Origin of the sequence: Enterobacter cloacae complex sp. IR5402 (assembly GCF_049238125.1) — a bacterium.
GTDB classification, from domain to species: Bacteria; Pseudomonadota; Gammaproteobacteria; order Enterobacterales; family Enterobacteriaceae; genus Enterobacter; species Enterobacter hormaechei_C.
The window spans coordinates 59,418-82,452 of sequence record NZ_JBMKHO010000008.1; the positions used below are offsets into that span (position 1 = coordinate 59,418).

The 23,035-nt window shown below is 57.4% G+C and carries 19 protein-coding genes; 11 read left to right on the forward strand and 8 right to left on the reverse strand.

What is annotated here, in order from left to right; genetic code table 11:
- The first annotated feature begins 12 nt into the window (after positions 1–12).
- From pheT to selO, 8 genes are all read left to right on the forward strand, one after another.
- On the forward strand, positions 13–2,400 hold the full coding sequence (gene pheT / locus ACOTXL_RS14815; RefSeq protein WP_022650903.1) for a phenylalanine--tRNA ligase subunit beta: 2,388 nt from the start codon (positions 13–15) through the stop codon (positions 2,398–2,400).
- 4 nt (positions 2,401–2,404) lie between these two features.
- Positions 2,405–2,704, forward strand: coding sequence for an integration host factor subunit alpha (gene ihfA, locus ACOTXL_RS14820; RefSeq protein WP_003857805.1), 300 nt, complete (start codon positions 2,405–2,407; stop codon positions 2,702–2,704).
- Positions 2,705–2,807: 103 nt separating this feature from the next.
- Positions 2,808–3,788 carry a vitamin B12 ABC transporter permease BtuC gene (btuC, locus tag ACOTXL_RS14825; RefSeq protein ID WP_032658170.1) on the forward strand — a complete coding sequence of 327 codons (981 nt, stop codon included), beginning with the start codon at positions 2,808–2,810 and terminating at the stop codon, positions 3,786–3,788.
- Between the two features lie 33 nt (positions 3,789–3,821).
- Positions 3,822–4,373 (forward strand): glutathione peroxidase, encoded by a 552-nt coding sequence (locus tag ACOTXL_RS14830; protein WP_045346439.1) that lies wholly within the window; start codon positions 3,822–3,824, stop codon positions 4,371–4,373.
- The gene (gene btuD, locus ACOTXL_RS14835) at positions 4,373–5,128 is read left to right on the forward strand and encodes a vitamin B12 ABC transporter ATP-binding protein BtuD (RefSeq protein ID WP_045350506.1); all 756 of its coding nucleotides are present in this window, start codon (positions 4,373–4,375) and stop codon (positions 5,126–5,128) included. The genes ACOTXL_RS14830 and btuD overlap by 1 nt, the downstream gene beginning before the upstream one ends.
- Before the next feature lie 72 nt (positions 5,129–5,200).
- Positions 5,201–5,665 carry an NlpC/P60 family protein gene (locus tag ACOTXL_RS14840; RefSeq protein WP_003857796.1) on the forward strand — a complete coding sequence of 155 codons (465 nt, stop codon included), beginning with the start codon at positions 5,201–5,203 and terminating at the stop codon, positions 5,663–5,665.
- Positions 5,666–5,958: 293 nt separating this feature from the next.
- Entirely contained in the window at positions 5,959–6,672 is a 714-nt protein-coding gene (locus ACOTXL_RS14845; protein ID WP_003857794.1) for an EAL domain-containing protein, read from the forward strand.
- Between the two features lie 61 nt (positions 6,673–6,733).
- Complete coding sequence (gene selO, locus ACOTXL_RS14850; protein WP_023324501.1) at positions 6,734–8,176, forward strand: protein adenylyltransferase SelO; 1,443 nt, start codon at positions 6,734–6,736, stop codon at positions 8,174–8,176.
- Here selO and ACOTXL_RS14855 read toward each other — a convergent pair.
- From ACOTXL_RS14855 to ppsR, 8 genes are all read right to left on the reverse strand, one after another.
- Positions 8,173–8,952 carry a heme ABC transporter ATP-binding protein gene (locus ACOTXL_RS14855; protein WP_032658174.1) on the reverse strand — a complete coding sequence of 260 codons (780 nt, stop codon included), beginning with the start codon at positions 8,950–8,952 and terminating at the stop codon, positions 8,173–8,175. The genes selO and ACOTXL_RS14855 overlap by 4 nt on opposite strands.
- Positions 8,945–9,937, reverse strand: coding sequence for a FecCD family ABC transporter permease (locus ACOTXL_RS14860; RefSeq protein WP_045336621.1), 993 nt, complete (start codon positions 9,935–9,937; stop codon positions 8,945–8,947). The genes ACOTXL_RS14855 and ACOTXL_RS14860 overlap by 8 nt, the downstream gene beginning before the upstream one ends.
- Positions 9,937–10,755, reverse strand: a complete 819-nt coding sequence (locus ACOTXL_RS14865) for a heme/hemin ABC transporter substrate-binding protein (protein WP_022650910.1) — start codon at positions 10,753–10,755, stop codon at positions 9,937–9,939. The genes ACOTXL_RS14860 and ACOTXL_RS14865 overlap by 1 nt, the downstream gene beginning before the upstream one ends.
- Positions 10,752–11,780, reverse strand: a complete 1,029-nt coding sequence (chuS, locus tag ACOTXL_RS14870) for a hematinate-forming heme oxygenase ChuS (RefSeq protein ID WP_086532034.1) — start codon at positions 11,778–11,780, stop codon at positions 10,752–10,754. The genes ACOTXL_RS14865 and chuS overlap by 4 nt, the downstream gene beginning before the upstream one ends.
- A gap of 35 nt (positions 11,781–11,815) precedes the next feature.
- Positions 11,816–13,798 (reverse strand): TonB-dependent hemoglobin/transferrin/lactoferrin family receptor, encoded by a 1,983-nt coding sequence (locus ACOTXL_RS14875; protein ID WP_045350507.1) that lies wholly within the window; start codon positions 13,796–13,798, stop codon positions 11,816–11,818.
- 76 nt (positions 13,799–13,874) lie between these two features.
- Positions 13,875–14,063: a hemin uptake protein HemP gene (hemP, locus tag ACOTXL_RS14880; RefSeq protein WP_015570723.1), complete on the reverse strand. Its 189-nt coding sequence runs from the start codon at positions 14,061–14,063 to the stop codon at positions 13,875–13,877.
- Between the two features lie 211 nt (positions 14,064–14,274).
- The gene (gene aroH, locus ACOTXL_RS14885; protein ID WP_023315935.1) at positions 14,275–15,321 is read right to left on the reverse strand and encodes a 3-deoxy-7-phosphoheptulonate synthase AroH; all 1,047 of its coding nucleotides are present in this window, start codon (positions 15,319–15,321) and stop codon (positions 14,275–14,277) included.
- 150 nt (positions 15,322–15,471) lie between these two features.
- Positions 15,472–16,305 carry a posphoenolpyruvate synthetase regulatory kinase/phosphorylase PpsR gene (ppsR, locus tag ACOTXL_RS14890; RefSeq protein ID WP_017384644.1) on the reverse strand — a complete coding sequence of 278 codons (834 nt, stop codon included), beginning with the start codon at positions 16,303–16,305 and terminating at the stop codon, positions 15,472–15,474.
- Between the two features lie 334 nt (positions 16,306–16,639).
- Between ppsR and ppsA the strand changes: the two genes are divergently transcribed.
- The 3 genes from ppsA to ACOTXL_RS14905 all read left to right on the forward strand — a co-directional run bounded on the left by ppsA (position 16,640) and on the right by ACOTXL_RS14905 (position 23,032).
- Positions 16,640–19,018: a phosphoenolpyruvate synthase gene (ppsA, locus tag ACOTXL_RS14895; RefSeq protein ID WP_045350508.1), complete on the forward strand. Its 2,379-nt coding sequence runs from the start codon at positions 16,640–16,642 to the stop codon at positions 19,016–19,018.
- Positions 19,019–19,252: 234 nt separating this feature from the next.
- Positions 19,253–20,653, forward strand: coding sequence for an MFS transporter (locus ACOTXL_RS14900; protein WP_045350509.1), 1,401 nt, complete (start codon positions 19,253–19,255; stop codon positions 20,651–20,653).
- Between the two features lie 3 nt (positions 20,654–20,656).
- Positions 20,657–23,032 carry a glycoside hydrolase family 3 N-terminal domain-containing protein gene (locus ACOTXL_RS14905; RefSeq protein WP_045350510.1) on the forward strand — a complete coding sequence of 792 codons (2,376 nt, stop codon included), beginning with the start codon at positions 20,657–20,659 and terminating at the stop codon, positions 23,030–23,032.
- Positions 23,033–23,035: the final 3 nt, after the last annotated feature.

Below are 23,035 nucleotides of genomic sequence, written 5' to 3' on the forward strand. Positions count from 1 at the left end.
CAGGACAGAACAATGAAATTCAGTGAACTGTGGTTACGCGAATGGGTGAACACCACGCTGGACAGCGACGCGCTTTCCAACCAGATCACCATGGCGGGTCTGGAAGTTGATGGTGTAGAGCCGGTTTCTGGCGCCTTCACCGGCGTGGTCGTGGGCGAAGTTGTTGAATGCGGTCAGCACCCTAACGCTGACAAACTGCGCGTAACAAAAGTCAATGTGGGCGGTGATCGTCTGCTGGATATCGTCTGCGGTGCGCCAAACTGCCGTCAGGGCCTGAAAGTGGCCGTGGCGACCGTCGGTGCGGTACTGCCGGGCGATTTCAAAATCAAAGCGGCTAAGCTGCGCGGTGAGCCGTCTGAAGGTATGCTGTGCTCCTTCTCCGAACTGGGTATTTCCGACGATCACTCCGGCATTATTGAACTGCCGCAGGATGCGCCAGTCGGTACCGATATCCGCGAATACCTGAAGCTTGATGACAACACCATCGAAATCAGCGTAACGCCAAACCGTGCCGACTGCTTAGGCATCATCGGTGTGGCCCGCGACGTGGCCGTGCTAAACCAGACCGAACTGAACGTGCCGGAGATCGCGCCGGTTGAGGCAACCATCAGTGACGTGCTGCCGATTCAGGTAGACGCGCCTGAGGCCTGCCCACGCTACCTCGGTCGTGTGGTGAAAGGTATTAACGTTAAAGCGCCAACCCCGCTGTGGATGAAAGAGAAACTGCGTCGCTGCGGTATCCGTTCTATCGACGCCGTGGTTGACGTCACCAACTATGTTCTGCTGGAGCTCGGCCAGCCAATGCACGCCTTTGATAAAGATCGTATCGAAGGTGGGATCGTCGTGCGCATGGCGAAAGAGGGCGAAACCCTGGTTCTGCTGGACGGCAGCGAAGCGAAACTGAACGCCGACACCCTGGTGATTGCCGATCACAACAAAGCGCTGGCGATGGGCGGTATCTTCGGCGGCGAGCACTCTGGCGTTAACGACGAGACGCAAAACGTCCTGCTGGAATGCGCGTTCTTCAGCCCGCTCTCCATCACTGGCCGCGCACGCCGTCACGGTCTGCACACTGATGCTTCTCATCGCTACGAGCGTGGCGTGGATCCTGCGCTGCAATACAAAGCGATGGAGCGTGCAACTCGCCTGCTGATCGATATCTGCGGCGGTGAAGCGGGTCCGGTAATTGATGTGACCAACGAAGCGACACTGCCGAAGCGTGCGACCATTACCCTGCGCCGCAGCAAGCTGGATCGCCTGATTGGTCACCACGTTGCCGATGCGCAGGTGACCGACATTCTGACGCGCCTGGGCTGCGAAGTCACAGAAGGCCAGGACGAGTGGAAAGCCGTTGCGCCATCCTGGCGTTTCGACATGGAGATCGAAGAAGATCTGGTGGAAGAAGTGGCCCGCGTTTACGGCTACAACAACATCCCTGACGAGCCGGTGCAGGCGGGTCTGGTGATGGGCAGCCATCGCGAGGCCGATCTGTCTCTGAAGCGTGTGAAAACCATGCTGAACGACAAAGGCTACCAGGAAGTGATCACCTACAGCTTCGTTGATCCTAAGCTGCAACAGCTGATCCACCCGGGTCAGGAAGCGCTGATCCTGCCAAGTCCGATTTCCAGCGAGATGTCAGCGATGCGTCTGTCCCTGTGGACGGGACTGCTGGGCACTATCGTTTATAACCAGAACCGTCAGCAAAACCGCGTGCGTATTTTCGAAAGCGGTTTGCGCTTTGTACCGGATACTCAGGCGAATTTAGGCATCCGTCAGGATCTCATGCTGGCCGGCGCCATCAGCGGTAACCGCTATGAAGAGCATTGGGACCTGGCAAAAGGGACGGTTGATTTCTACGATATGAAGGGCGATCTGGAAGCAATTCTCGATCTGACCGGTAAATTATCCGAAATTGAATTCCGCGCAGAAGCGATTCCAGCCCTGCATCCGGGTCAGAGTGCGGCGATCTATTTAGACGGCAAACGTGTTGGTTTCATTGGGGTTGTTCACCCGGAACTGGAACGTAAGCTGGATCTGAATGGCCGTACCATCGTATTCGAACTGGAGTGGAACCCGGTTGCAGACCGCGTCATTCCTCAGGCGCAGGACGTCTCACGCTTCCCGGCAAACCGCCGTGATATCGCGGTTGTGGTCGCTGAAAATGTGCCCGCAGCAGATATTTTGGCCGAATGTAAGAAAGTTGGCGTAAATCAGGTAGTTGGCGTAAACTTATTTGACGTGTACCGCGGCAAGGGCGTAGCAGAAGGTTTCAAGAGCCTCGCTATTAGCCTTATCCTTCAGGATACCAGCCGTACACTCGAAGAAGAGGAGATTGCCGCTACCGTCGCCAAATGTGTAGAGGCATTAAAAGAGCGATTCCAGGCATCATTGAGGGATTGAACCTATGGCGCTTACAAAAGCTGAAATGTCAGAATATCTGTTTGATAAGCTTGGGCTTAGCAAACGGGATGCCAAAGAGCTGGTAGAGCTGTTTTTCGAAGAGATCCGTCGTGCTCTGGAAAATGGTGAGCAGGTTAAACTCTCCGGTTTTGGCAATTTTGATTTGCGAGACAAAAACCAACGTCCGGGCCGTAACCCGAAGACGGGGGAAGATATTCCCATTACAGCCCGCCGCGTGGTGACCTTCAGACCCGGACAGAAGTTAAAAAGCCGTGTCGAAAACGCAACGCCCAAAGCAGAGTAATATGAACTAACTAAAAAGGCCGCTCACGCGGCCTTTTTTCTTTGCGCTATTTGCTAAACCCGCCGTAAAATCAATGATATCTCAACCGGATAACCTATCGTCTATGCTTGATCTTGCCCGTCTTCAGCACCGCTCCGATCTCCGCCGCCTGTGTCTGCTCGGGGTGCTGTTGATTGTCGCCACCACCGTCAGCCTGTGCGCGGGCGATCGGTGGCTGGGGCCGGAAAGCTGGTTTACGCCTGAAGGGCAGCTCTTTGTCTGGCAGATCCGCCTGCCGCGGACGCTGGCTGTCCTTTTGGTCGGCGCTGCGCTGGCGCTGTGCGGTACGATCATGCAGGCATTATTTGAAAACCCTCTGGCGGAACCCGGGCTTCTCGGGGTCTCGAATGGTGCAGGCGTCGGGCTTATCGCCGCCGTGATGCTGGGGGGAGGCGAGCTCTCCGCCTGGGGGATTAGCCTCAGCGCCATCCTAGGCGCGCTGTTGATAACCCTTATCCTTCTGCGCTTTGCTCGTCGCCATTTATCCACCAGCCGGCTGCTGCTTGCCGGGGTAGCGTTGGGGATCATCTGTAGTGCGCTGATGACCTGGGCCGTCTACTTCTCCACCTCCTTCGATCTGCGCCAGTTAATGTACTGGATGATGGGGGGATTTGGTGGCGTCGACTGGCGTCAGGGGTGGCTGATGGTGCTCCTGATCCCGGTTATCCTGTGGATGGTTTTCCAGGCGCAGCCGCTGAATATTCTCGCGCTGGGCGAAACGTCTGCTCGCCAGCTCGGGATGCCGATTGGATTCTGGCGCAACGTGCTGGTTATCGCCATCGGCTGGATGGTGGGCGTAAGCGTGGCGCTTGCGGGGGCGATTGGCTTTATTGGGCTGGTGATCCCGCATATGCTGCGTCTGTGCGGCATGACGGACCACCGAACCCTGCTCCCGGCCTCGGCGGTTGCCGGGGCGGCAACGCTGCTGGTTGCCGATATCATCGCCCGACTCGCCCTGACGGCCGCTGAGTTGCCCATAGGCGTGGTGACCGCAACGCTGGGCGCGCCGGTCTTTATCTGGCTACTATTAAAAGCTGGACGTTAAAACACAACCTGTAAGTCAACCTGAGGGAATGCTATGCAGTCTGATATTCTGAATACCGAAGTGACGACCATTGACGGCGAGAAAACCACGCTGGAAGGCTACAAGGGCAAGGTGCTGCTCATCGTGAACGTGGCGTCGAAATGTGGCCTTACGCCGCAGTATGAACAGCTGGAAAACATTCATCAAGCCTGGGAAAAAGACGGCTTTACCGTACTCGGCTTCCCGTGCAACCAGTTCCTGGGCCAGGAGCCGGGCAGCGAAGAGGAAATTAAGACCTTTTGCAGCACAACCTATGGCGTGACGTTCCCGATGTTCAGCAAAATTGACGTGAACGGGGAAAATCGTCATCCGCTGTATGCCAAACTGGTGGCCGCGGCGCCGACCGCCGTTGCGCCTGAAGAGAGTGGTTTCTATGAGCGTATGGCGAGTAAAGGCCGCGCGCCGCTCTATCCGGACGATATTCTGTGGAACTTCGAAAAATTCCTGATTGGACGTGACGGTCAGGTCGTGCAGCGTTTTTCGCCTGACATGACGCCGGAAGATCCTATCGTGATGGAATCAATCAAGCTGGCGCTGGCGAAATAATGACGCTGCTGATGCAGCTCACGGACGTTGCCGGGAAGGGACGTCTTGAGCCTGTGACTGCCGCAGTCAACGCAGGTGAAATCCTTCACCTGGTTGGGCCAAACGGCGCCGGAAAAAGCACACTGCTGGCTCGCATGGCGGGGCTGACCACCGGGGAAGGAGAGATAACCTTTCTCGGGCAATCGCTCGTCGACTGGCTACCCGCTACACTTGCCTCCCGTCGAAGCTACCTGGTTCAGCAGCAGGTTCCGCCCTTTGCGATGCCCGTCTGGCACTACCTGACGCTGCATCTGTCTGATAAAAATCAGATGGGCTTGCTCAACGAGGTTGCTGCGGCGCTCGGGTTAGACGATAAGCTCACCCGGCAGGCAAATCAGCTTTCCGGCGGCGAGTGGCAGCGCGTGCGTCTGGCCGCCGTTATCCTTCAGATCCATCCGGCGGGAAATCCTCACGGGCGGATGCTGCTGCTGGACGAGCCGATGAGCGGGCTGGACGTTGCCCAACAGGCAGCGCTGGATACCCTGCTCAGCGCGCTATGTCGCAAGGGGATCGCCATTGTGATGAGCAGCCATGATTTAAACCATACGTTGCGCCACGCGCATCGGGTGTGGTTGCTGGCGCGTGGCAAACTGATTGCCAGCGGAACGCGCGACAACGTGCTGACGGCCGCCAATCTTGCGAGCGCTTACCACATGTCGTTCCGGAGGCTGGATATTGAAGGCCACAAGATGCTCATTTCCACGGCGCAGGAATAACCTTTCTTGCACAGTCGCATAGATGCACGCTAAATTACCGAAAGAACAAAAAAAGCAGAGGATTCGTCTGAAATGCGATTCTGGTTTCTCCTTGTTGCGGCGCTATTTCTTGCAGGATGCAGCAGCCATCATGCACCTCCGCCCAACCCACGGCTTTCCGATTCCATTACGGTCATTGCCAGCCTGAACGATCAGCTCAGCAACTGGCGCGGCACCCCTTATCGCTACGGCGGCATGAGCCGGGGCGGGGTGGATTGCTCAGGATTCGTGCTGATGACCTTCCGCGATAAATTTGACCTCCAGCTTCCGCGAGAAACGCGTATGCAGGCGAAAATCGGTACTGAAATTGATAAAGACGAACTCCTGCCCGGCGATCTGGTCTTTTTTAAAACGGGCTCCGGTGAAAGCGGCCTTCATGTCGGCATTTATGACACCGATAATCAGTTCATTCATGCCTCGACCAGCCGTGGCGTGATGCGCTCCTCTCTGGATAATGTTTACTGGCGTAAAAACTTCTGGCAGGCCAGACGTATTTAACCGCTGCATAAAAATGCAGTGCGGAGGGCCTGGCGGTGAAAATAGACGTCAGGCTTTTCTTGCGGGTTGATTAAAGTTAAATTTTTTGCCCAATTATTTATGTCCGCATGTGCCTGTTTTATCTAAAACTGGCTATTATTCAATAACCAGGATAAAATTAATTAAGATTCAGGGAAAAATCTGAAAATTAATACGGAAAGAATGAAATTAATCTTATTAAAATCAAGACAGTGGAATTGTGCCTGCAATTGCTCCAGGATGTTCTCTCTCATCTTTAATGCAGGACAAGCGCGATGATTATTACGCTAGATAATGCTTACCAGTCTGAACTTTTACTCCTTCCGGCGCGTGATAGTGCAGGTTTGCTTAAAGGTTTAGAGATTTTGGTTAACTTTACTGGCGTGGGTGCGGACGTACGGATCCCGACTGAACTGGTTATCCCCCATCTTTCTCAGGAAGATGAATTAGCGCTGTTTCAGGAGAAACTACAATTACTCGATACCTGTAAGCTATTTTTTATTCAGCATCAGTTAATTGCATGGATCAATATTACACCTGCAATTGTTGAGTTTTTATTAACTAATGAGAACGCTGTTTCAATCCTTGAACGATATCCGTTTCTTGAGTTTACTGTTAATGAGAACTATCCAGGTTTAAATAACGGGAAAGACGATCCCTGTCTGGCAAGAATGGCGATCCATTTCCCCTTAGTGCTGGCTAACTTCGGTGCAGGGGCTGCGTCCCTTAAGCCGGTTTATGATGGTCTGTTCAAACGGGTGGTTCTGGATAAAAACTTTATCCAGCAGCGTGTCTCGGCACTCTCGTTTGAGCCTTTTATGCGCGCTATTCTCTGGCAGATCGCGCCGCACTGTCAGTCGGTCATGGTCTCGGGAATTGACGATCACGGCATCTTACAACGCGTGCTGCCATTCAATTTTGGTGCAATGCAGGGAAGCCTGTGGCCTGCCGTCCCGGCAGAGCGGGTCACGACTCTCGTACAGCAATAACCCCTTTCTTCGCCCGTGTTTACGTCCAGGGAAACCCTCTACACTTAAAGCAGGAGGACTTATGACCCTGTCTTTTACTGCTCACTGGCACGATGAATTACCCGGCTTTTACACCGCGCTTAAGCCAACGCCTTTACAAAACGCGCGTCTTATCTGGCATAACGATGCATTAGCGGATTCGCTTGGCATCCCTTCGACGCTTTTTCAGCCAGAAAAAGGCGCCGGCGTCTGGGGCGGCGAAACGCTGCTTCCGGGCATGAAGCCGCTGGCTCAGGTCTACAGCGGACATCAGTTTGGCGTCTGGGCGGGACAGCTCGGCGATGGCCGCGGTATCCTGCTGGGTGAACAAGTTCTGCCGAATGGCGAAACGCTCGACTGGCACCTGAAAGGGGCAGGGCTAACCCCATACTCACGCATGGGAGATGGCCGCGCGGTGCTGCGTTCAACCATACGTGAAGGTCTGGCTTCCGAGGCGATGCACGCTCTGGGGATCCCTACCTCACGTGCGCTGTCCATTGTCACCAGCGACACGCCGGTGGCCCGCGAAACGATGGAGCAGGGAGCGATGCTGGTCCGCGTGGCGGAAAGCCATCTGCGTTTCGGTCATTTTGAACACTTCTACTATCGCCGCGAGCCGGATAAAGTCCGCCAGCTTGCCGATTACGCTCTTCGTCGTCACTGGCCGCACCTGCAAAACGAGCCGGACCGCTATGTTCTCTGGTTCCGTGATGTTGTTGCGCGCACCGCCGCAATGATTGCCCGCTGGCAGGCCGTCGGCTTTGCCCACGGGGTGATGAACACCGACAACATGTCCCTGTTAGGGCTGACGTTTGACTACGGTCCGTACGGCTTCCTTGATGACTATCAGCCGGGTTACATCTGTAACCATTCGGACTATCAGGGGCGTTACCGTTTCGACAACCAGCCTGCGGTGGGGCTGTGGAACCTTCAGCGGCTTGCACAAAGCCTGTCGCCGTTTATCGACGTCGATGCCCTGAACGATGCGCTGGACAGCTATCAGGAGGTCCTGCTGCGGGAATACGGTGTGTTAATGCGCACCAGGCTGGGGCTGATGACGCAGCAAAAAGGCGATAACGCGCTGCTGAATGGGCTGTTTGCCATCATGGCGCGTGAAGGCAGCGACTATACCCGAACCTTCCGTATGCTGAGCCAGACCGCGCAGCAGAGCGCCGCGTCACCGCTGCGCGACGAGTTCGTCGATCGACAGGCGTTTGATGACTGGTTTGCCGCTTACCGGGCGCGTTTACAGCAGGAACAAATTGATGACGATACCCGCCAGGCGCGGATGAAGGCGGTTAACCCGGCGATGGTATTGCGCAACTGGCTGGCGCAGCGGGCCATTGAGCAGGCAGAGCAGGGGGACTATACCGAGTTGCATCGGCTACATATCGCCCTGCGCACGCCGTTTGCCGACCGGGAGGATGACTATGTCAGCCGCCCGCCGGACTGGGGCAAGCGGCTGGAAGTGAGCTGCTCAAGCTAAGGGGCGAGAAAAACCTGCGGCGCGGCGTGCGCCGGATGTCTGCCGACGTGCACCTGCGCACCGTACCAGCGTGCCAGCGCGTCGGCCTGCAAAACCTTCTCCGGTATGCCCTGAGAAACAATCCTGCCGTTGTGTAACAGCAGGATCCGGTCCGACCATAATGCGGCAAGATTGAGATCGTGCAGCACCACGCAGGCGTGAAGATGGCCCTGACGGGTCAGCGATTTCAACAGGCGCAGCAGATGCTGCTGGTGGTAGAGATCCAGCGCGGAAGTGGGTTCGTCGAGAAACAGCCAGCCGCGTGGCGTTCCGTCACGCCACAGCTGCGCCAGCGCGCGGGCGAGCTGGACGCGCTGTTGCTCGCCCCCCGAGAGGGCATGATAGCGCCTGCCGGCCAGCGGCAGGCAACCGGTCAGCTGCAACACCTCACGCACAATTGACGGTTCCGGGTGACGCGTCCAGGGCGCACGCCCCATTCCAACGATCTCCTCCACCTGCCAGTCAAATTCAGGCTGAGATTGCTGGCGCATCACCGCCCGATAGCGCGACAGCACCTGCGGATGCCATTCATCCAGCGCTTTTCCCGCCAGCGAACAGCCTCCGCTGTCGGGTTTCAGATAGCCGGTCAGCAGCCGCAGCAGCGTGGATTTCCCCGCGCCGTTGGGGCCGATCAATGTAACCAGCTCTCCCTGCGACAGTGACACCGAAACGTTATCTGTCAGCGTGCGGCCAGACCGGGTAAAAGTCAGATTTTCAGCCGTATAACGTTCAGCCATGCTGTTCTCCACGACGAAAAATGAGCCATAAGAACCAGGGAGCGCCAAGGATACTGGTGAGCAGGCCGACCGGCATTTCTGCCGGGGCGACCAGGGTGCGCGCGACCGTATCCGCCACCAGCAGCAGTAAAGCGCCCGCGAGTACCGTGCCGGGGAGGGTTGCCCGGTGATCGGCGCCCAACCACATGCGCATCAGGTGCGGCACCACGAGTCCGACAAAGCCAATCACGCCGCTGACGGCGACAGCCGCAGCGACCAGCAGGGCGCTGCATAACAGTAATATTCGCTGTACAAGGGCAACGTCCACGCCAAGGTAATGCGCTTCCTCTTCACCCAGTTGCAGTAAATTTAACGCACTGGCACAGCGCCAGATCGCCAGAGCGGCAGGCACCATCAGCGAGGTCACGGCGAGCAGCGTGGACCACTGCGCCTGACCAAGACTTCCCATTCCCCAGAGTGAAAGCTGACGCAGCTGGGCGTCATTGCTGACCCACGAAAGCACACCTACTGCCGCACCGCACAGGGCATTGATGGCGATACCCACCAGCAACAGACGTGACAGAGAGGTGTCATGCTGCTTGCTGAGCAGGAAGATCACGCCTGTGGCTGCCAGCGCTCCAAAAAATGCCGCCAGCATAGGGGCGTAAAGCATCACCAGCGCGGGCAGCGCAAGCGGGAGCACCACCCACAGGGCGACGGCCAGCGCCGCACCGCTGCTGATCCCGAGCAGGCCCGGGTCGGCAAGCGGATTGCGGAACAGCCCCTGCATGACGCAGCCGGCGAGCGCCAGCGACCCGCCAATCACCAGCGCCAGCAGCACGCGGGGCAGACGGATGGTGAGCCAGATATGGCGTAGCGTCTCATCGCTGCCGCTCCACAGCACGTTCACCGGCAGGCGTAACGCCCCAAAACCGGTAGCCATGATCGTCATGACGGTAAGCGACCCCGCCAGAAGCCATAACGATAACGTGATGCGCCGGGACATCAGGGCAGTTGCTCCGCTCTGGCACGCAGCTGTTGTATGGCTTTCGGCGTGCGGACGCTGAAGCCCAGCAGGGCCATGTCATCAATAGCCAGCACCTGCTTGCTTCGTCCCGCTGGCGTTTGCGCCAGACCGGGCAGTTTCCACAGATTTTCTTCGCCGCCCAGCGCGTTAAGGCCCTCCTGCGAAATCACCACCAGATCCGGCTGGCTGGCCATCACCCCCTCCTGGGAAAGCGGCTGATAGCGGGTAAAGCCCTGCATGGCGTTCTGCAACCCGGCGGCGCGTATTGCCGCATCCGCGCCGGTCTGTTGCCCGGCCGCCATTGCGGTCATTCCGCCGTGGCTGAGGATAAACAGCACCCGCTTGTTGAGCGGTATTGAGGGCAGTGCCGCCAGCGCCTGACGCAGCGAGCTGCGCAGGGTTTCCCCTTGCGCCTCATGATGCGTCGCCTGAGCTATCACCCTCACTTTTTCGTCAATCGCGCGCAGGTCAGGCGTGCCGGGAACGGTAACCACCCGGACGTGGCTCTGTTCAACCTGCTTCAGCGCCAGAGAGGGCTGCGCCTGGTCGCTTGCCAGCACCAGCGTCGGGCGTACGGACAAAATCCCCTCCGCATTCAGCTGGCGAAGATACCCCACGTCAGGCAGCGCGTTTGTCGCCTGCGGCCACTGGCTGGTACTGTCGCGCGCAACCAGAGAAGACTCCGCGCCGAGGGCGTAGACGATCTCCGTCACGTCGCCGCCGAGGGCGACAATTCTCTCCGGCGCGGCGACGGCGACCAGCGGCAGGGCGCAGAGCAGGGCAAACCAGTTTTTCATGCGGCCAGCCCTTCTGGCGTCAGGGCGTCAATCTGGCGACGCCACTGGCTCTGCTCAGGCTCGCCTTCGGTACGCTGCCCATAGAGCTGGGCGATTTGGGTGCCATCCGCCGCAAACAGCTCCAGGCTGGTGACGTGACCGTCCGCCGTCGGCTTGCGCGTTACCCACGTCTCCGCGACGGCCTCCTCCAGCAGGTGCAGGGTAAAGGTTGGGTTGAAGATGTTCAGCCAGCCTTTCATGGGCGTCAGTTTTTCCACCACACCGGTGAAAATCTGCACGCAGCCGCGGTTGCCGACGAAGATCATGATTTCGTTTCTGTCCTGTCGCGCCGTCTCCAGCAGCTGTGCCAGCGCGCTGTTATCCACCTTACAGGCCAGATCGTCACTCACCAGACGAAACGCCTGCTGGCGGCTCAGGTTATGGCGCTTCAGTAAGCTAAAGAACTGATGCACGTCGGTCATGGCGCGCCACTCTTTCTCCACCGAGCCTGCATCAGCACCGTCGGAATGCGCAGGGGCCTCGACAGCCTTTAGCGCCAGAGCGGGGTTATCGGCAATGATAAAACGGGTCAGCACGTCGCCCCAGGCGGCAACGTCGGTGTGATCCGTGGTGTAGACCTTAAGTAAAGCGTCGCCCTGATGATCGAAGAACTGAATGCTCTGACGTTCGCCGCGGGAGGTCGTTTCACTTATGTGAAACGCGCTCGCCCACTGGTTGAGGAACAAACGCAGATCCAGCGCACGCGGATTTAGCACCAGCCCGGCGTGGCCGCCGAGGTGCTGGTTAGTAAACGCTCCGATCTGTTCATGAACGGCGTATTCGTTACGGCAGATGCATTTGGTTTCCCCCACCAACTCCAGCGCCGCCAGAATCTCACGGATTTCACCGCGCAGCCGCCAGGCGTCGTGTCCCACGCGCGCAAATGCCAGCTCTGCTTCGCTGATGTGCATTAATCCGGCGATATCACGGGCGTACTTACCCGGATGTTCTTCTTTAAGCTCAAGCCAGCGTGTGTAGTGACCCATAATCTTATCCTTCTGAATCGTTGCCCCGAAGGGAATTACCATTGATAACTGACGAAGATCTTGCCGTTGCGGCCATCCTGCGGGATGCCCTGCGGTGACCAGTAGGCTTTGTCGAAGGCGTTCCCCAGCACGAGGGTGGTGGTGATGCCTTTGAACTGCTGCTGACCTTTATAGCTGACGTAGAAATCATTCACTGCGTAGCCAGGCTGCTCGCTGTAGCTGCTGCTGATATGCGTTGAACGTTCGACGAAGGTGCCGATCCAGCCCACGGAGAATCCGCTTTGCGCCACCGGGATATCCAGCTTGCTGGTGACGGTGTCCGGGTTGATGCTGGAGATGTATTCGCCCGTGTCGGTATCTTTCCCGCGCGTGCGGTTGTAGGCCACGTCCAGGTTGAACAGGCTGGTCGCGTAGGTTGCCATCATGTCCCAGCCCCAGATTTTGGCATTTGGTACGTTATAGGACATGGTGGTGGCCGCCGCAAAATCGACGGTAGTGGAGATGTAATCTTTCGCTTTGGTGTCGAAGTAGCTGGCTTTGAACTCCAGCGCGTCGTTGGCGAGCAGCAGATCGTCAAAACGCAGCCCAAAACCGAACTCCTGGGTTTCGTTAGTTTCCGGACGCAGGTTCGGGTTCGGCACCCAGTAGTTGGTGTAGAAGCTGCCGATAGAGAAGTGCTTCGAGTCGTTATACATCTCGCCCATCGTTGGCGCGCGGAAGGCCTGGGCGTAAGAGCCGAACAGCATCAGCCAGTCGGCTGGACTCACGGTTAACCCGGCGCGTGATGACCACTTATCCGCATCCACGTCATCGTAACCGCTGCTGCTGCCGCGGTAGTTGTCGTAACGCGTCCCGCCGAGAAGCGTTACCGGCAGGTCGCGCAGGGTAATCTCATCCTGCAACCAGCCGGAGCTGAAGTCGATTTTAGCGTCCGGGAAGCCGGTGGTCGCGCCGCCAGGGTGTTGCTCCTGACGATAGTATTCCCCGCCGTAGGTCAGCAGGTGCGAGGCGAAGGAGTCGCTGAACAGGCGGGTGCGGTTTTCGACTTTGCCGCCTTTGGTGGTCTGCTTACGGAACTCACCGCTGGCGTCGATGTTCTGGGCGTTAATCCGCGCTTCGGACCAGTAAATTTTCGCATCGGCGTTCAGCCAGTTGTTTCCGGCTGGCGCAATGCGGTAGCCAAGCTGGGCATCGCGCTGAATGGTGGAACGATCGGTCATCGGGTTACTGCTGCTGGCATCCGTGGTCTGCGGATTTTTCGGCTCCTGCGCGTCGTTGTTGTAGTAGCGCAGGGAGCCGCTCAGCGTCTGCGCCGGATCGATTTTCCAGCTGCCTTTCGCCAGCATATTGTTGATGGATTCGTCGTTTGGCGCCCTCGCGCCGTCACTCTGGCGAATGTCGCCGCGATCGCGGCTGGACCAGGAGACCACACCGTCCAGGGTATCGGTGCGGCCATAGGCGCTGGCGCCCATCCCGATGCTGTGATCGCCCGTTGCACCGGTAGCAAATACGCGATAGCCGCTGTTTTTACCTGCATCCAGCAGATCGCTGGCGTCGACGGTGTCATACGAAATTACGCCGCCCAGCGCGCCGCTGCCGTACAGCAAGGCGGAAGGGCCGCGCACCACTTCGATACGTTTGATCAGCGCCGGATCGAGGAACGTGCTGTTCAGGTGTCCGGTATCGGTGCCCTGGCGCACGCCATCCACCAGCACCAGCACGCCACGGCGGTCATAGCCACGGAGGTTAACGTCCTGACCGTTGGTGCGCCCGGTGCCGTCCAGCATCAGACCGGGCACCTTGCGCAGCAGGTCGGCGGCGGAGCTGGCGGTCTGGTTTTCCGGCGCGGTGGCGTCAATCACGCTCACCATCATGGGGGCTTCAAAGGCGCTGCGGGCATTGCCGGTGGCGGTGACGGTGATCTCGTCTGCAGCGGCAAACGTAACGCCCGGCAGGGTGCTGACAATCGCCAGCGCCAGAAGAGACGGGCGTAAAGACGCGGATTGCAGGTGTGGCATAGCAACTCTCCATAAGAATTGAAAAGCGCTGGCTGCCTGGGGATCACCTGGGTGGCTGGCGAATGTGTTGTCTGGTTTATTTAGTCAGGATCAGTTTTCCGGCATTGGTCTGGCGCAGCAGGTAGTGCTGGCCGTCATGCTCGATAATGACCCGTCCCTCCTCACCCAACAGGCTTTTACTGTCGATTCGGCGATCGGTGGGAGCAGGGGACGGCGCTGTGTGTGTTTTTGTTGGCGTTGCCGCGCTGTTATCGGTCGGTGACATAATGTTTATAAATAACAATCAATGTAACAATGATAATCATTATCAATAAACTGCAAATTCACAGCAAGCGTTTTTGTGAAAATTGTGTGACGGGATCAAATTTGGGGGAGAGATGCGGTCTGACACCCTCACCCCGACCCTCTCCCACGGGGAGAGGGAGAAGGGCACGAATCGTAGGCCGGGTAAGGCAAAGCCGCCACCCGGCAAGGGGTTAGAAGCGCGAATCTACCGCAGACGCCAGCATCTCCAGCAGCCGTTCGCTGTCTTCCCAGCTCAGGCACGGGTCGGTGATTGACTGGCCGTAGACCATTTGCTGTCCGGCGACGATCTTCTGCGTGCCTTCTTTGATAAAGCTCTCCGCCATAATTCCTGCAATGGCGGTCGAGCCGCTGCGGATCTGCTGGCAAACTTCCTCGCAGACGTCCAGCTGGCGGCGGTGCTGTTTCTGACAATTGCCGTGGCTGAAATCCACCACCAGATGCTCCGGCAGGTCAAATTCCGCCAGCGTTTCGCAAGCGGCGGCAATATCTTCTGCATGGTAATTCGGTTTTTTACCGCCACGCATAATGATATGTCCGAACGGGTTGCCGCTGGTCTGGTAGATGGTCATCTGGCCATTTTTATCCGGGGAGAGGAACATATGGCTGGCGCGTGACGCGCGGATGGCATCTACGGCAATTCGGGTATTACCGTCCGTTCCGTTTTTGAAGCCCACCGGACAGGAGAGCGCCGACGCCATTTCACGGTGGATCTGACTTTCGGTGGTACGCGCGCCAATCGCGCCCCAGCTTATGAGGTCGGCAATAAACTGTCCGGTCACCATATCCAGAAATTCGGTGGCAGTCGGCACGCCCAGCTCGTTAACCTGTAACAGCAGCTTGCGCGCCAGCGCAATACCGTGATTCACCCGGTAGCTACCGTTCAGATCGGGATCGGAAATCAATCCTTTCCAGCCCACGACGGTACGGGGCTTTTCAAAGTAGGTACGCATCACGATCTCCAGGCGATCCTGATACGTGCCGCGCAGCGTCTGAAGGCGTTGTGCATAATCCATTGCCGCGTCCAGGTCGTGGATGGAGCAGGGGCCAATCACCACCAGAAGACGTTTGTCTTCACCATTGAGAATTTTTTCGATGCGGCGACGGGAGGCCGTCACATGGTCCGCCACCTCGGCGGAAACGGGATGCAGCCGGGCCAGTTCAGCCGGTGTGACCAGGCTATCAATGCGCGCGGTGCGCAGTTCGTCGGTTTTGTTCATGGAATGTCTCAGAAATTTTTTGCTTCATCGGCAGACTACCGGGAAGTGATGGGCATCACCTTAAACCAATCCCTGCTGATTTCAAGTTCGGGGCACGTCGCCCCGAGGATGGCATGATAATAACTGAAACTGGATTAATGTACTAGCATATTAGTACATGCGGCGATTTAGCCCCATGATATCGAGGATCTTGGTGGCAATTTCTTCTACTGAATAGTTGGTACTGTTCAGCCAGGGAATTTGATTTTTCCGGTACAGCGCTTCGACTTCAGAGACTTCCATTCGGCACTGGCGCATCGAGGCGTAGCGGCTGTTCTCGCGACGTTCTTCGCGGATCGCCGCCAGTCGTTCCGGGTTGATGGTCAGCCCAAACAGCTTATGCTGGAGCGGCTTGAGCGCGGCGGGCAGCACCAGGTTATCCATATCATCGGCAATAAAGGGGTAGTTGGCGGCGCGGATGCCAAACTGCATTGCCAGGTATAGGCTGGTGGGAGTTTTACCGCAGCGCGACACGCCGAGCAAAATCACCTGCGCCTGGTCGAGATTGCGCAGCGAGATCCCGTCGTCGTGCGCCAGGGTGTAGTCAATAGCGGCAATACGCGCATCGTATTTGGTCAGGTTACCGGGGTTCAGCCCGTGGGTACGGTGGGCGATCGGCGTCGGGTCGAGCTTCAGTTCGCTTTGCAAGGGGGCAACCAGCGCCTGCACGATGTCCTGACAGAAGCCCTCGCTTTGCAGAATGATATTGCGGATCTCAGGGATCACAATGGAATAGAACACCAGCGGACGAACGCCGGTCTGCTGGTAAATAGCGTCGATCTGGTCCTTGACCGCTTTGGCCCGGCTCTCATTTTCCACGAACGGCAGCGTGATGCTGTTTATCGATACCGGAAACTGCGACATCACCGCGTGTCCCAGCACCTCGGCGGTAATCGCCGTCCCATCAGAAATATAAAAAACGTGGCGATCGACAGCATTATCCATTTTATCCACCCTGAATAGCGTACGTAATTGCCTGAAAGCATAAATTAAAAAAGTTAATTTCACAGCAAAGAACTTATCTGAATTTAAAATGAAATGGTGTTTTTGATTTTCCTGAAAAGTGGATTTCATTTTTCGAATAGCGGCTTTATTTCTATGGTTTTTGCCGGAATCTATAGGAATCATCGGGTTAGCGAATGCGGGAAACTGTCCGAAAAGTTGAAAATTTAAATTGCTTACACGATTCACCGTTTTTTTAGCGGAAATAAATATGCCAGTATAAATACGTAGTCAGGTGTTTCTTACTCCGATCAAATATCACAAAAGGATTGTTTCGATGTCCAACAATGGCTCGTCACCGCTGGTGCTTTGGTATAACCAACTCGGCATGAATGATGTAGACAGAGTTGGGGGCAAAAATGCCTCCCTGGGTGAAATGATTACAAATCTGTCCGGTATGGGTGTCTCCGTACCTAACGGGTTTGCCACAACCGCCGATGCGTTTAACCTGTTTTTAGACCAGAGCGGTGTAAACCAGCGCATTTACGACCTGCTGGATAAAACGGATATTGATGATGTCACCGAGCTTGCCAAAGCCGGCGCGCAAATCCGCCAGTGGATTATCGACACACCTTTCCAGCCGGAACTGGAAAAAGCCATCCATGACGCCTACAACCAGCTCTCCGCTGACGACGCGCAGGCCTCCTTTGCCGTGCGCTCTTCCGCTACCGCAGAAGATATGCCGGATGCCTCTTTCGCCGGGCAGCAGGAAACCTTCCTCAACGTCCAGGGTTACGAGGCGGTACTGGTGGCGGTGAAGCATGTGTTTGCTTCCCTGTTCAACGACCGCGCCATCTCCTATCGCGTCCATCAGGGCTATGACCACCGCGGCGTCGCGCTCTCCGCAGGCGTACAGCGCATGGTGCGCTCCGACGTGGGCTCTTCCGGCGTGATGTTCTCTATCGACACTGAATCCGGCTTCGACCAGGTGGTGTTTATCACCTCCGCATGGGGTCTGGGCGAGATGGTGGTGCAGGGGGCGGTGAACCCTGACGAATTCTATGTGCACAAGCCTACGCTGGCGGCTAACCGTCCGGCAGTGGTACGCCGCACCATGGGCTCGAAAAAAATCCGCATGATCTATGCCCCGACGCAAGAACATGGCAAGCAGGTCACCATTGAAGATGTGCCGCAGGAGCAGCGGGATCGCTTCTCCCTGACCGACGCCGAAGTGGAAGAGCTGGCGAAGCAGGCGGTGCAGATTGAAAAACACTATGGCCGTCCGATGGACATCGAGTGGGCCAAAGACGGACACACCGGCAAGCTGTTTATCGTGCAGGCGCGTCCGGAAACCGTCCGTTCACGCGGTCAGGTCATGGAGCGCTACACCCTGCACGCGCAGGGCAAAATTGTCGCGGAAGGCCGCGCAATCGGCCACCGCATCGGTGCCGGTCCGGTGAAAGTGATCCACGACATTAGCGAGATGAACCGCATTCAGCCCGGCGACGTGCTGGTGACCGACATGACCGACCCGGACTGGGAACCGATCATGAAGAAAGCGGCTGCCATCGTCACGAACCGCGGCGGCCGTACCTGTCACGCGGCTATCATTGCCCGTGAGCTGGGGATCCCGGCGGTAGTCGGCTGCGGTGACGCGACCGAACGCATGAAGGACGACCAGAACGTGACGGTCTCCTGTGCCGAAGGCGATACCGGTTACGTGTATGCCGATATCCTCGACTTCAGCGTGAAAAGCTCCAGCGTGGATACCATGCCGGATCTGCCGCTGAAGATCATGATGAACGTCGGCAACCCGGACCGCGCGTTTGACTTCGCCTGCCTGCCGAACGAAGGCGTGGGCCTGGCGCGTCTGGAATTTATTATTAACCGTATGATCGGGGTGCACCCGCGTGCGCTGCTGGAGTTCGACGACCAGGACGCAAAACTGCAAAACGAAATCCGCGAGATGATGAAGGGTTACGACTCGCCGAGAGAATTCTATGTTGGTCGTCTGACGGAAGGGATCGCCACGCTCGGCGCGGCCTTCTACCCGAAACGCGTGATCGTGCGTCTGTCGGACTTTAAGTCCAACGAATACGCCAACCTGGTGGGCGGCGAACGCTACGAGCCGGAAGAAGAGAACCCGATGCTGGGCTTCCGCGGCGCCGGACGCTACGTGTCGGAAAGCTTCCGCGACTGCTTCGCGCTGGAGTGCGAGGCGGTAAAACGCGTGCGCAACGACATGGGGCTGACCAACGTGGAAATCATGATCCCGTTCGTCCGTACCGTGGATCAGGCGAAGGCAGTGGTAGATGAGCTGGCGCGTCAGGGGCTGAAGCGCGGCGAGAACGGGCTGAAGATCATCATGATGTGTGAAATTCCGTCCAACGCCCTGCTGGCAGAGCAGTTCCTGGAGCACTTCGACGGCTTCTCCATTGGCTCGAATGACATGACGCAGCTGGCGCTCGGCCTGGACCGCGACTCCGGCGTTGTCTCTGAGCTGTTCGATGAGCGTAACGAGGCGGTGAAAGCGCTGCTCTCCATGGCCATCCGCGCGGCGAAGAAACAGGGTAAATATGTCGGGATTTGCGGGCAGGGTCCTTCTGACCATGAAGACTTTGCGGCCTGGCTGATGGACGAGGGAATTGATAGCCTCTCCCTGAACCCGGACACCGTGGTGCAGACCTGGCTGAACCTGGCAGAGCTGAACAAGTAAAACCTGCATAATCTGAAAAAGGCGAGGATATCTGTCCTCGCCTTTTTTATTTTCCTGCGAATATGCTCACCATCACAAATAAAGCAAAAAACCAAATATCATAATTTATCTGTTAATTTAGACAATTGTTAGCGGGCAGGGCGTTGCTAATACTTGAGCCTTACCGCGTACATCCGTCGGGATGATGCGCGACTGGTTGAAATACGTTTTAACCTGATAAAAAGGCAAATAACAATGACAATCTCCTCTGTATTACGTACCAAAGATAAAATAGGTTATGGCCTCGGCGATATGGCCAGCGCGCTGGTCTGGCAAACGGCAACGTTATTTCTCGCTTATTTCTATACGGACGTATTCGGTTTGCCTGCCGCCATTATGGGCACCATGTTTTTAGTGGTGCGCGTGGTCGATGCGTTTGTCGACCCGTGCATTGGCGCGCTGGTGGACCGCACTCAGACCCGCCACGGTCGTTTTCGTCCCTGGCTGCTCTGGTTTGCCATTCCGTTTGGCGTGAGCTGCCTGATTACCTTCTACGTACCGGATGCCGGGCAGACGGCAAAAATTGTCTATGCCTGCGTAACCTATGCCATCCTGAGTCTGATCTATTCTGCGATTAACGTCCCTTACTGCGCCATGCCCGGCGCGCTGACGCTCGACCCGCGCGAACGCCACTCGCTGCAATCCTGGCGCTTTGGCCTGTCGTTTATCGGCGGGTTGATTGTAACGGTCATCGCGCTGCCGCTGGTCTCATTATTAGGCCAGGGGAATGTGCAAAAAGGCTATTTCTATGCCATGAGCCTGATGGGGCTGCTAGGCATTGTTTTATTCTTCTGCTGCTTCTTTATGACCCGGGAGCGTTACTCGCCGCGCAATGACACCTCCGGTTCGATGCTGACGGATTTAAAACTGCTGGCCGCCAATAGCCAGTGGCGAATTGTTTTTCTGTTTAATATTTTACTGTTAACCGCCGTCGTGACGCGTGGCTCTGCGACCATGTATTACGTTAACTATGTTCTGTTACGTCCGGAACTGGTTTTTGCCTTTATTGTTTCCGGCATGGTGGCCTCCTTAAGCGGCGCATTATTATCTGAACGCCTGCTGGGGAAATTTGACCGGGTGCGTGCCTATCAGTGGACCATTATTTCTTTCGTTATTTTTGGCGCGCTGATTTTCTTCATTCCGCCTTCGCAGGTGTGGCTGATATTCGGTCTGAATATTGTGTTTAGCTTTATTCAGAACCTGACCACGCCGCTGCAATGGACCATGTTCTCCGATGTGGTGGACTACGAAGAACACCGTAGCGGCCGCCGCCTGGACGGGCTGGTCTTTTCTACCGCCCTGTTTGCCATCAAGTTTGGGCTGGCGCTGGGTGGGGCGGTGGTCGGTTGGGTGCTTGGCATGGTGGATTACGCTCCGGGTCAGGCAAACCAGGCGCCTCATGTTCTTGCAACCATCAATGCCCTGTTCACCCTGATCCCCTGCGCGCTGTTCCTCTGCATGATGGCGCTCCTTGCCATCTACAAACTTAACAGCCGGCTGGTGGACAGCATCGCCCGCGAGCTGGCCAGCAAACGCGATAGTCGAAACGATGCGGGGCAGCTCAGCCCGGCAACCCAATCCGCACTACAGGAGTAAACCATGACTGCGATCTACAAGGACGCGGGACGTCCCGTACACGAGCGTGTCGCTGATTTACTGGCGCGTATGACGCCGGAAGAGAAATTTGCCCAGATGCACGCGTACTGGCTGATCCTCGATGAACACGGCAACCACCGCGAGCGCAGCGATCTGAGCGATGAATTCGCTGGCGTGAGCGAACAGGCGTCCCTCAACGAAAGGCTGAAGCTCGGCGTCGGGCAGATCACCCGTCCGCTCGGCACGCACATTGTTAATGCAAAAACCGGCGTGCGTGCCGCCAACCGCCTGCAACGCATGATGATGGAGGAGACCCGGCTCGGCATTCCGGCGCTGTTTCATGAGGAGTGTCTGGTGGGGCTGCTGTGCAAAGATGCAACCCTGTTCCCGTCGTCGCTAAACTACGGTTCCACCTGGGACCCGGAGCTGGTACAGCGCGCAGCGGAGCAGATTGGCAAAGAGGCCCGATCCGTCGGGTGCCAGCAGGGGCTGGCCCCCGTGCTGGATGTCTCGCGCGATGTGCGCTGGGGACGGACGGAAGAGACATTTGGGGAAGATCCGTGGCTGGTAGGGGTGATGGCGACGGCGTACGTGAAGGGGTTGCAGGGCGATAAGCGCGATCTGCTGGCGACCCTGAAACATTACGTCGGCCACTCCTTCAGCGAAGGGGCGCGCAACCATGCGCCGGTCCATCTCGGTTTCAGCGAGCTAAACGATACCTTCCTGCTGCCGTTTGAGATGGCGGTGAAGCTGGCCAACGCCGGTTCGGTGATGCCAGCCTATCACGACATTGATAATCAGCCAGGGCACAGCGACCATTTCCTGCTCTCTACCGTGCTGCGTGAACAGTGGGGCTTCGACGGCATTATCGTGGCGGATTACGGCGGCGTCAGCCTGCTGCACCAGCACCACGGAATTTCTCACGATCCAGCGGAATCGGCGGCGCTGGCGTTTAACGCCGGGCTGGACGTGGAATTGCCGAAGGATGACTGCGCGCGTCATCTGGCGGAAGCGGTAGAGCGTGGGCTTATCTCAATGGCGAAAGTGGATGAGATTGTGGCGCGCGTGCTAAGTGAAAAATTCCGTCTCGGGCTGTTTGAAAAACCGTACGCCGCCGAAGACGGCATCGATTTGCAGAGTGAGGCGACCCGGCAGGTGGCGCGCGAGGTGGCAACAAAATCGATCACGCTGCTGGAAAATAACGGCATATTACCTCTCGGCGGAAAACCCCGTGTAGCGGTGGTGGGGCCAACGGCTGACGATCCGCTGGCGCTGCTGAGCGGCTACAGCTTCCCGGTTCACCTGATCATCAGCGATATGGTTGAAGAGACCTCGCAGGTGACCACCCCGCGCGCGGCGCTGGAACAGTACCTTGGCGCATCGCTGATACGTTACGCCAAAGGGTGTCACATTATCGAAAAACGGATGGCGGGCGCGCCGGTGTTCCCGGGCGACAGCGGCGGTAAACCGATACAGCAATCGCCGGTTTCACAACGTATGGATCTGATCCCCGACGCCGTAAGCGCGGCAAAAGAGAGTGACGTGGTGATAGCCTGCGTCGGCGATCTCGCCGGGCTATTCCAGAGCGGCACCGTGGGGGAAGGCTCGGATACGGATTCGCTAAACCTGCCGGGCGTGCAGCAACAGCTGCTGGAGGCGCTGGTGGCAACCGGTAAGCCGGTGATTGTCGTCATGACGGGCGGGCGTCCTTATAACCTCCAGGGGCTGGAAGAGAAGGTGGCCGCGCTGATGATGGCCTGGGCGCCGGGGCAGGAAGGGGGCTGGGCGATTGCAGATGTCTTAACCGGCCGCGCGGAGCCGCAGGGCAGGCTGGTAGTGAGCGTGCCGAAAAACGCCGGGGCGATGCCGTACTACTATAACCACAAGCTGAAAAGCGGCGGCACGCCGTTTGCGTTCCATTTCGGCGCACTTTACCCGTTCGGTTACGGTCTCGGCTGGACGCAGTTTCGCTGGGGCGCGGCCCGCCTGGCTGAAAGCCGCGTCCCGATCGACGGAGAGGTGGCGTTAAGCGTCGATATCACCAACACCGGCGAGCGCAGCGGCAGCGAAGTGGTACAGGTGTACGTACGCGATAAGGTCGCCACGCAGGTGCGTCCGCTTCAGGAGCTGAAAGCGTTCCAGCGCGTTACGCTTTCACCGGGAGAAACCGCCACGCTGACCTTTACCCTGCCGGTGGAGATGTTTAATTTCACCCGCCGGGACGGGAAGCGGATTGTCGAGCCAGGGGAATTTGAGCTACAGGTTGGCGCGTCCTCGGCGGATATTCGCGCGGTGGTGAACGTGCAGGTAACCGGAGAGACGCGGGTGCTGGCGGGGGAGTGGCGGATGCTCAGCCGCTGTGACATTACACGGGCGTAAAAA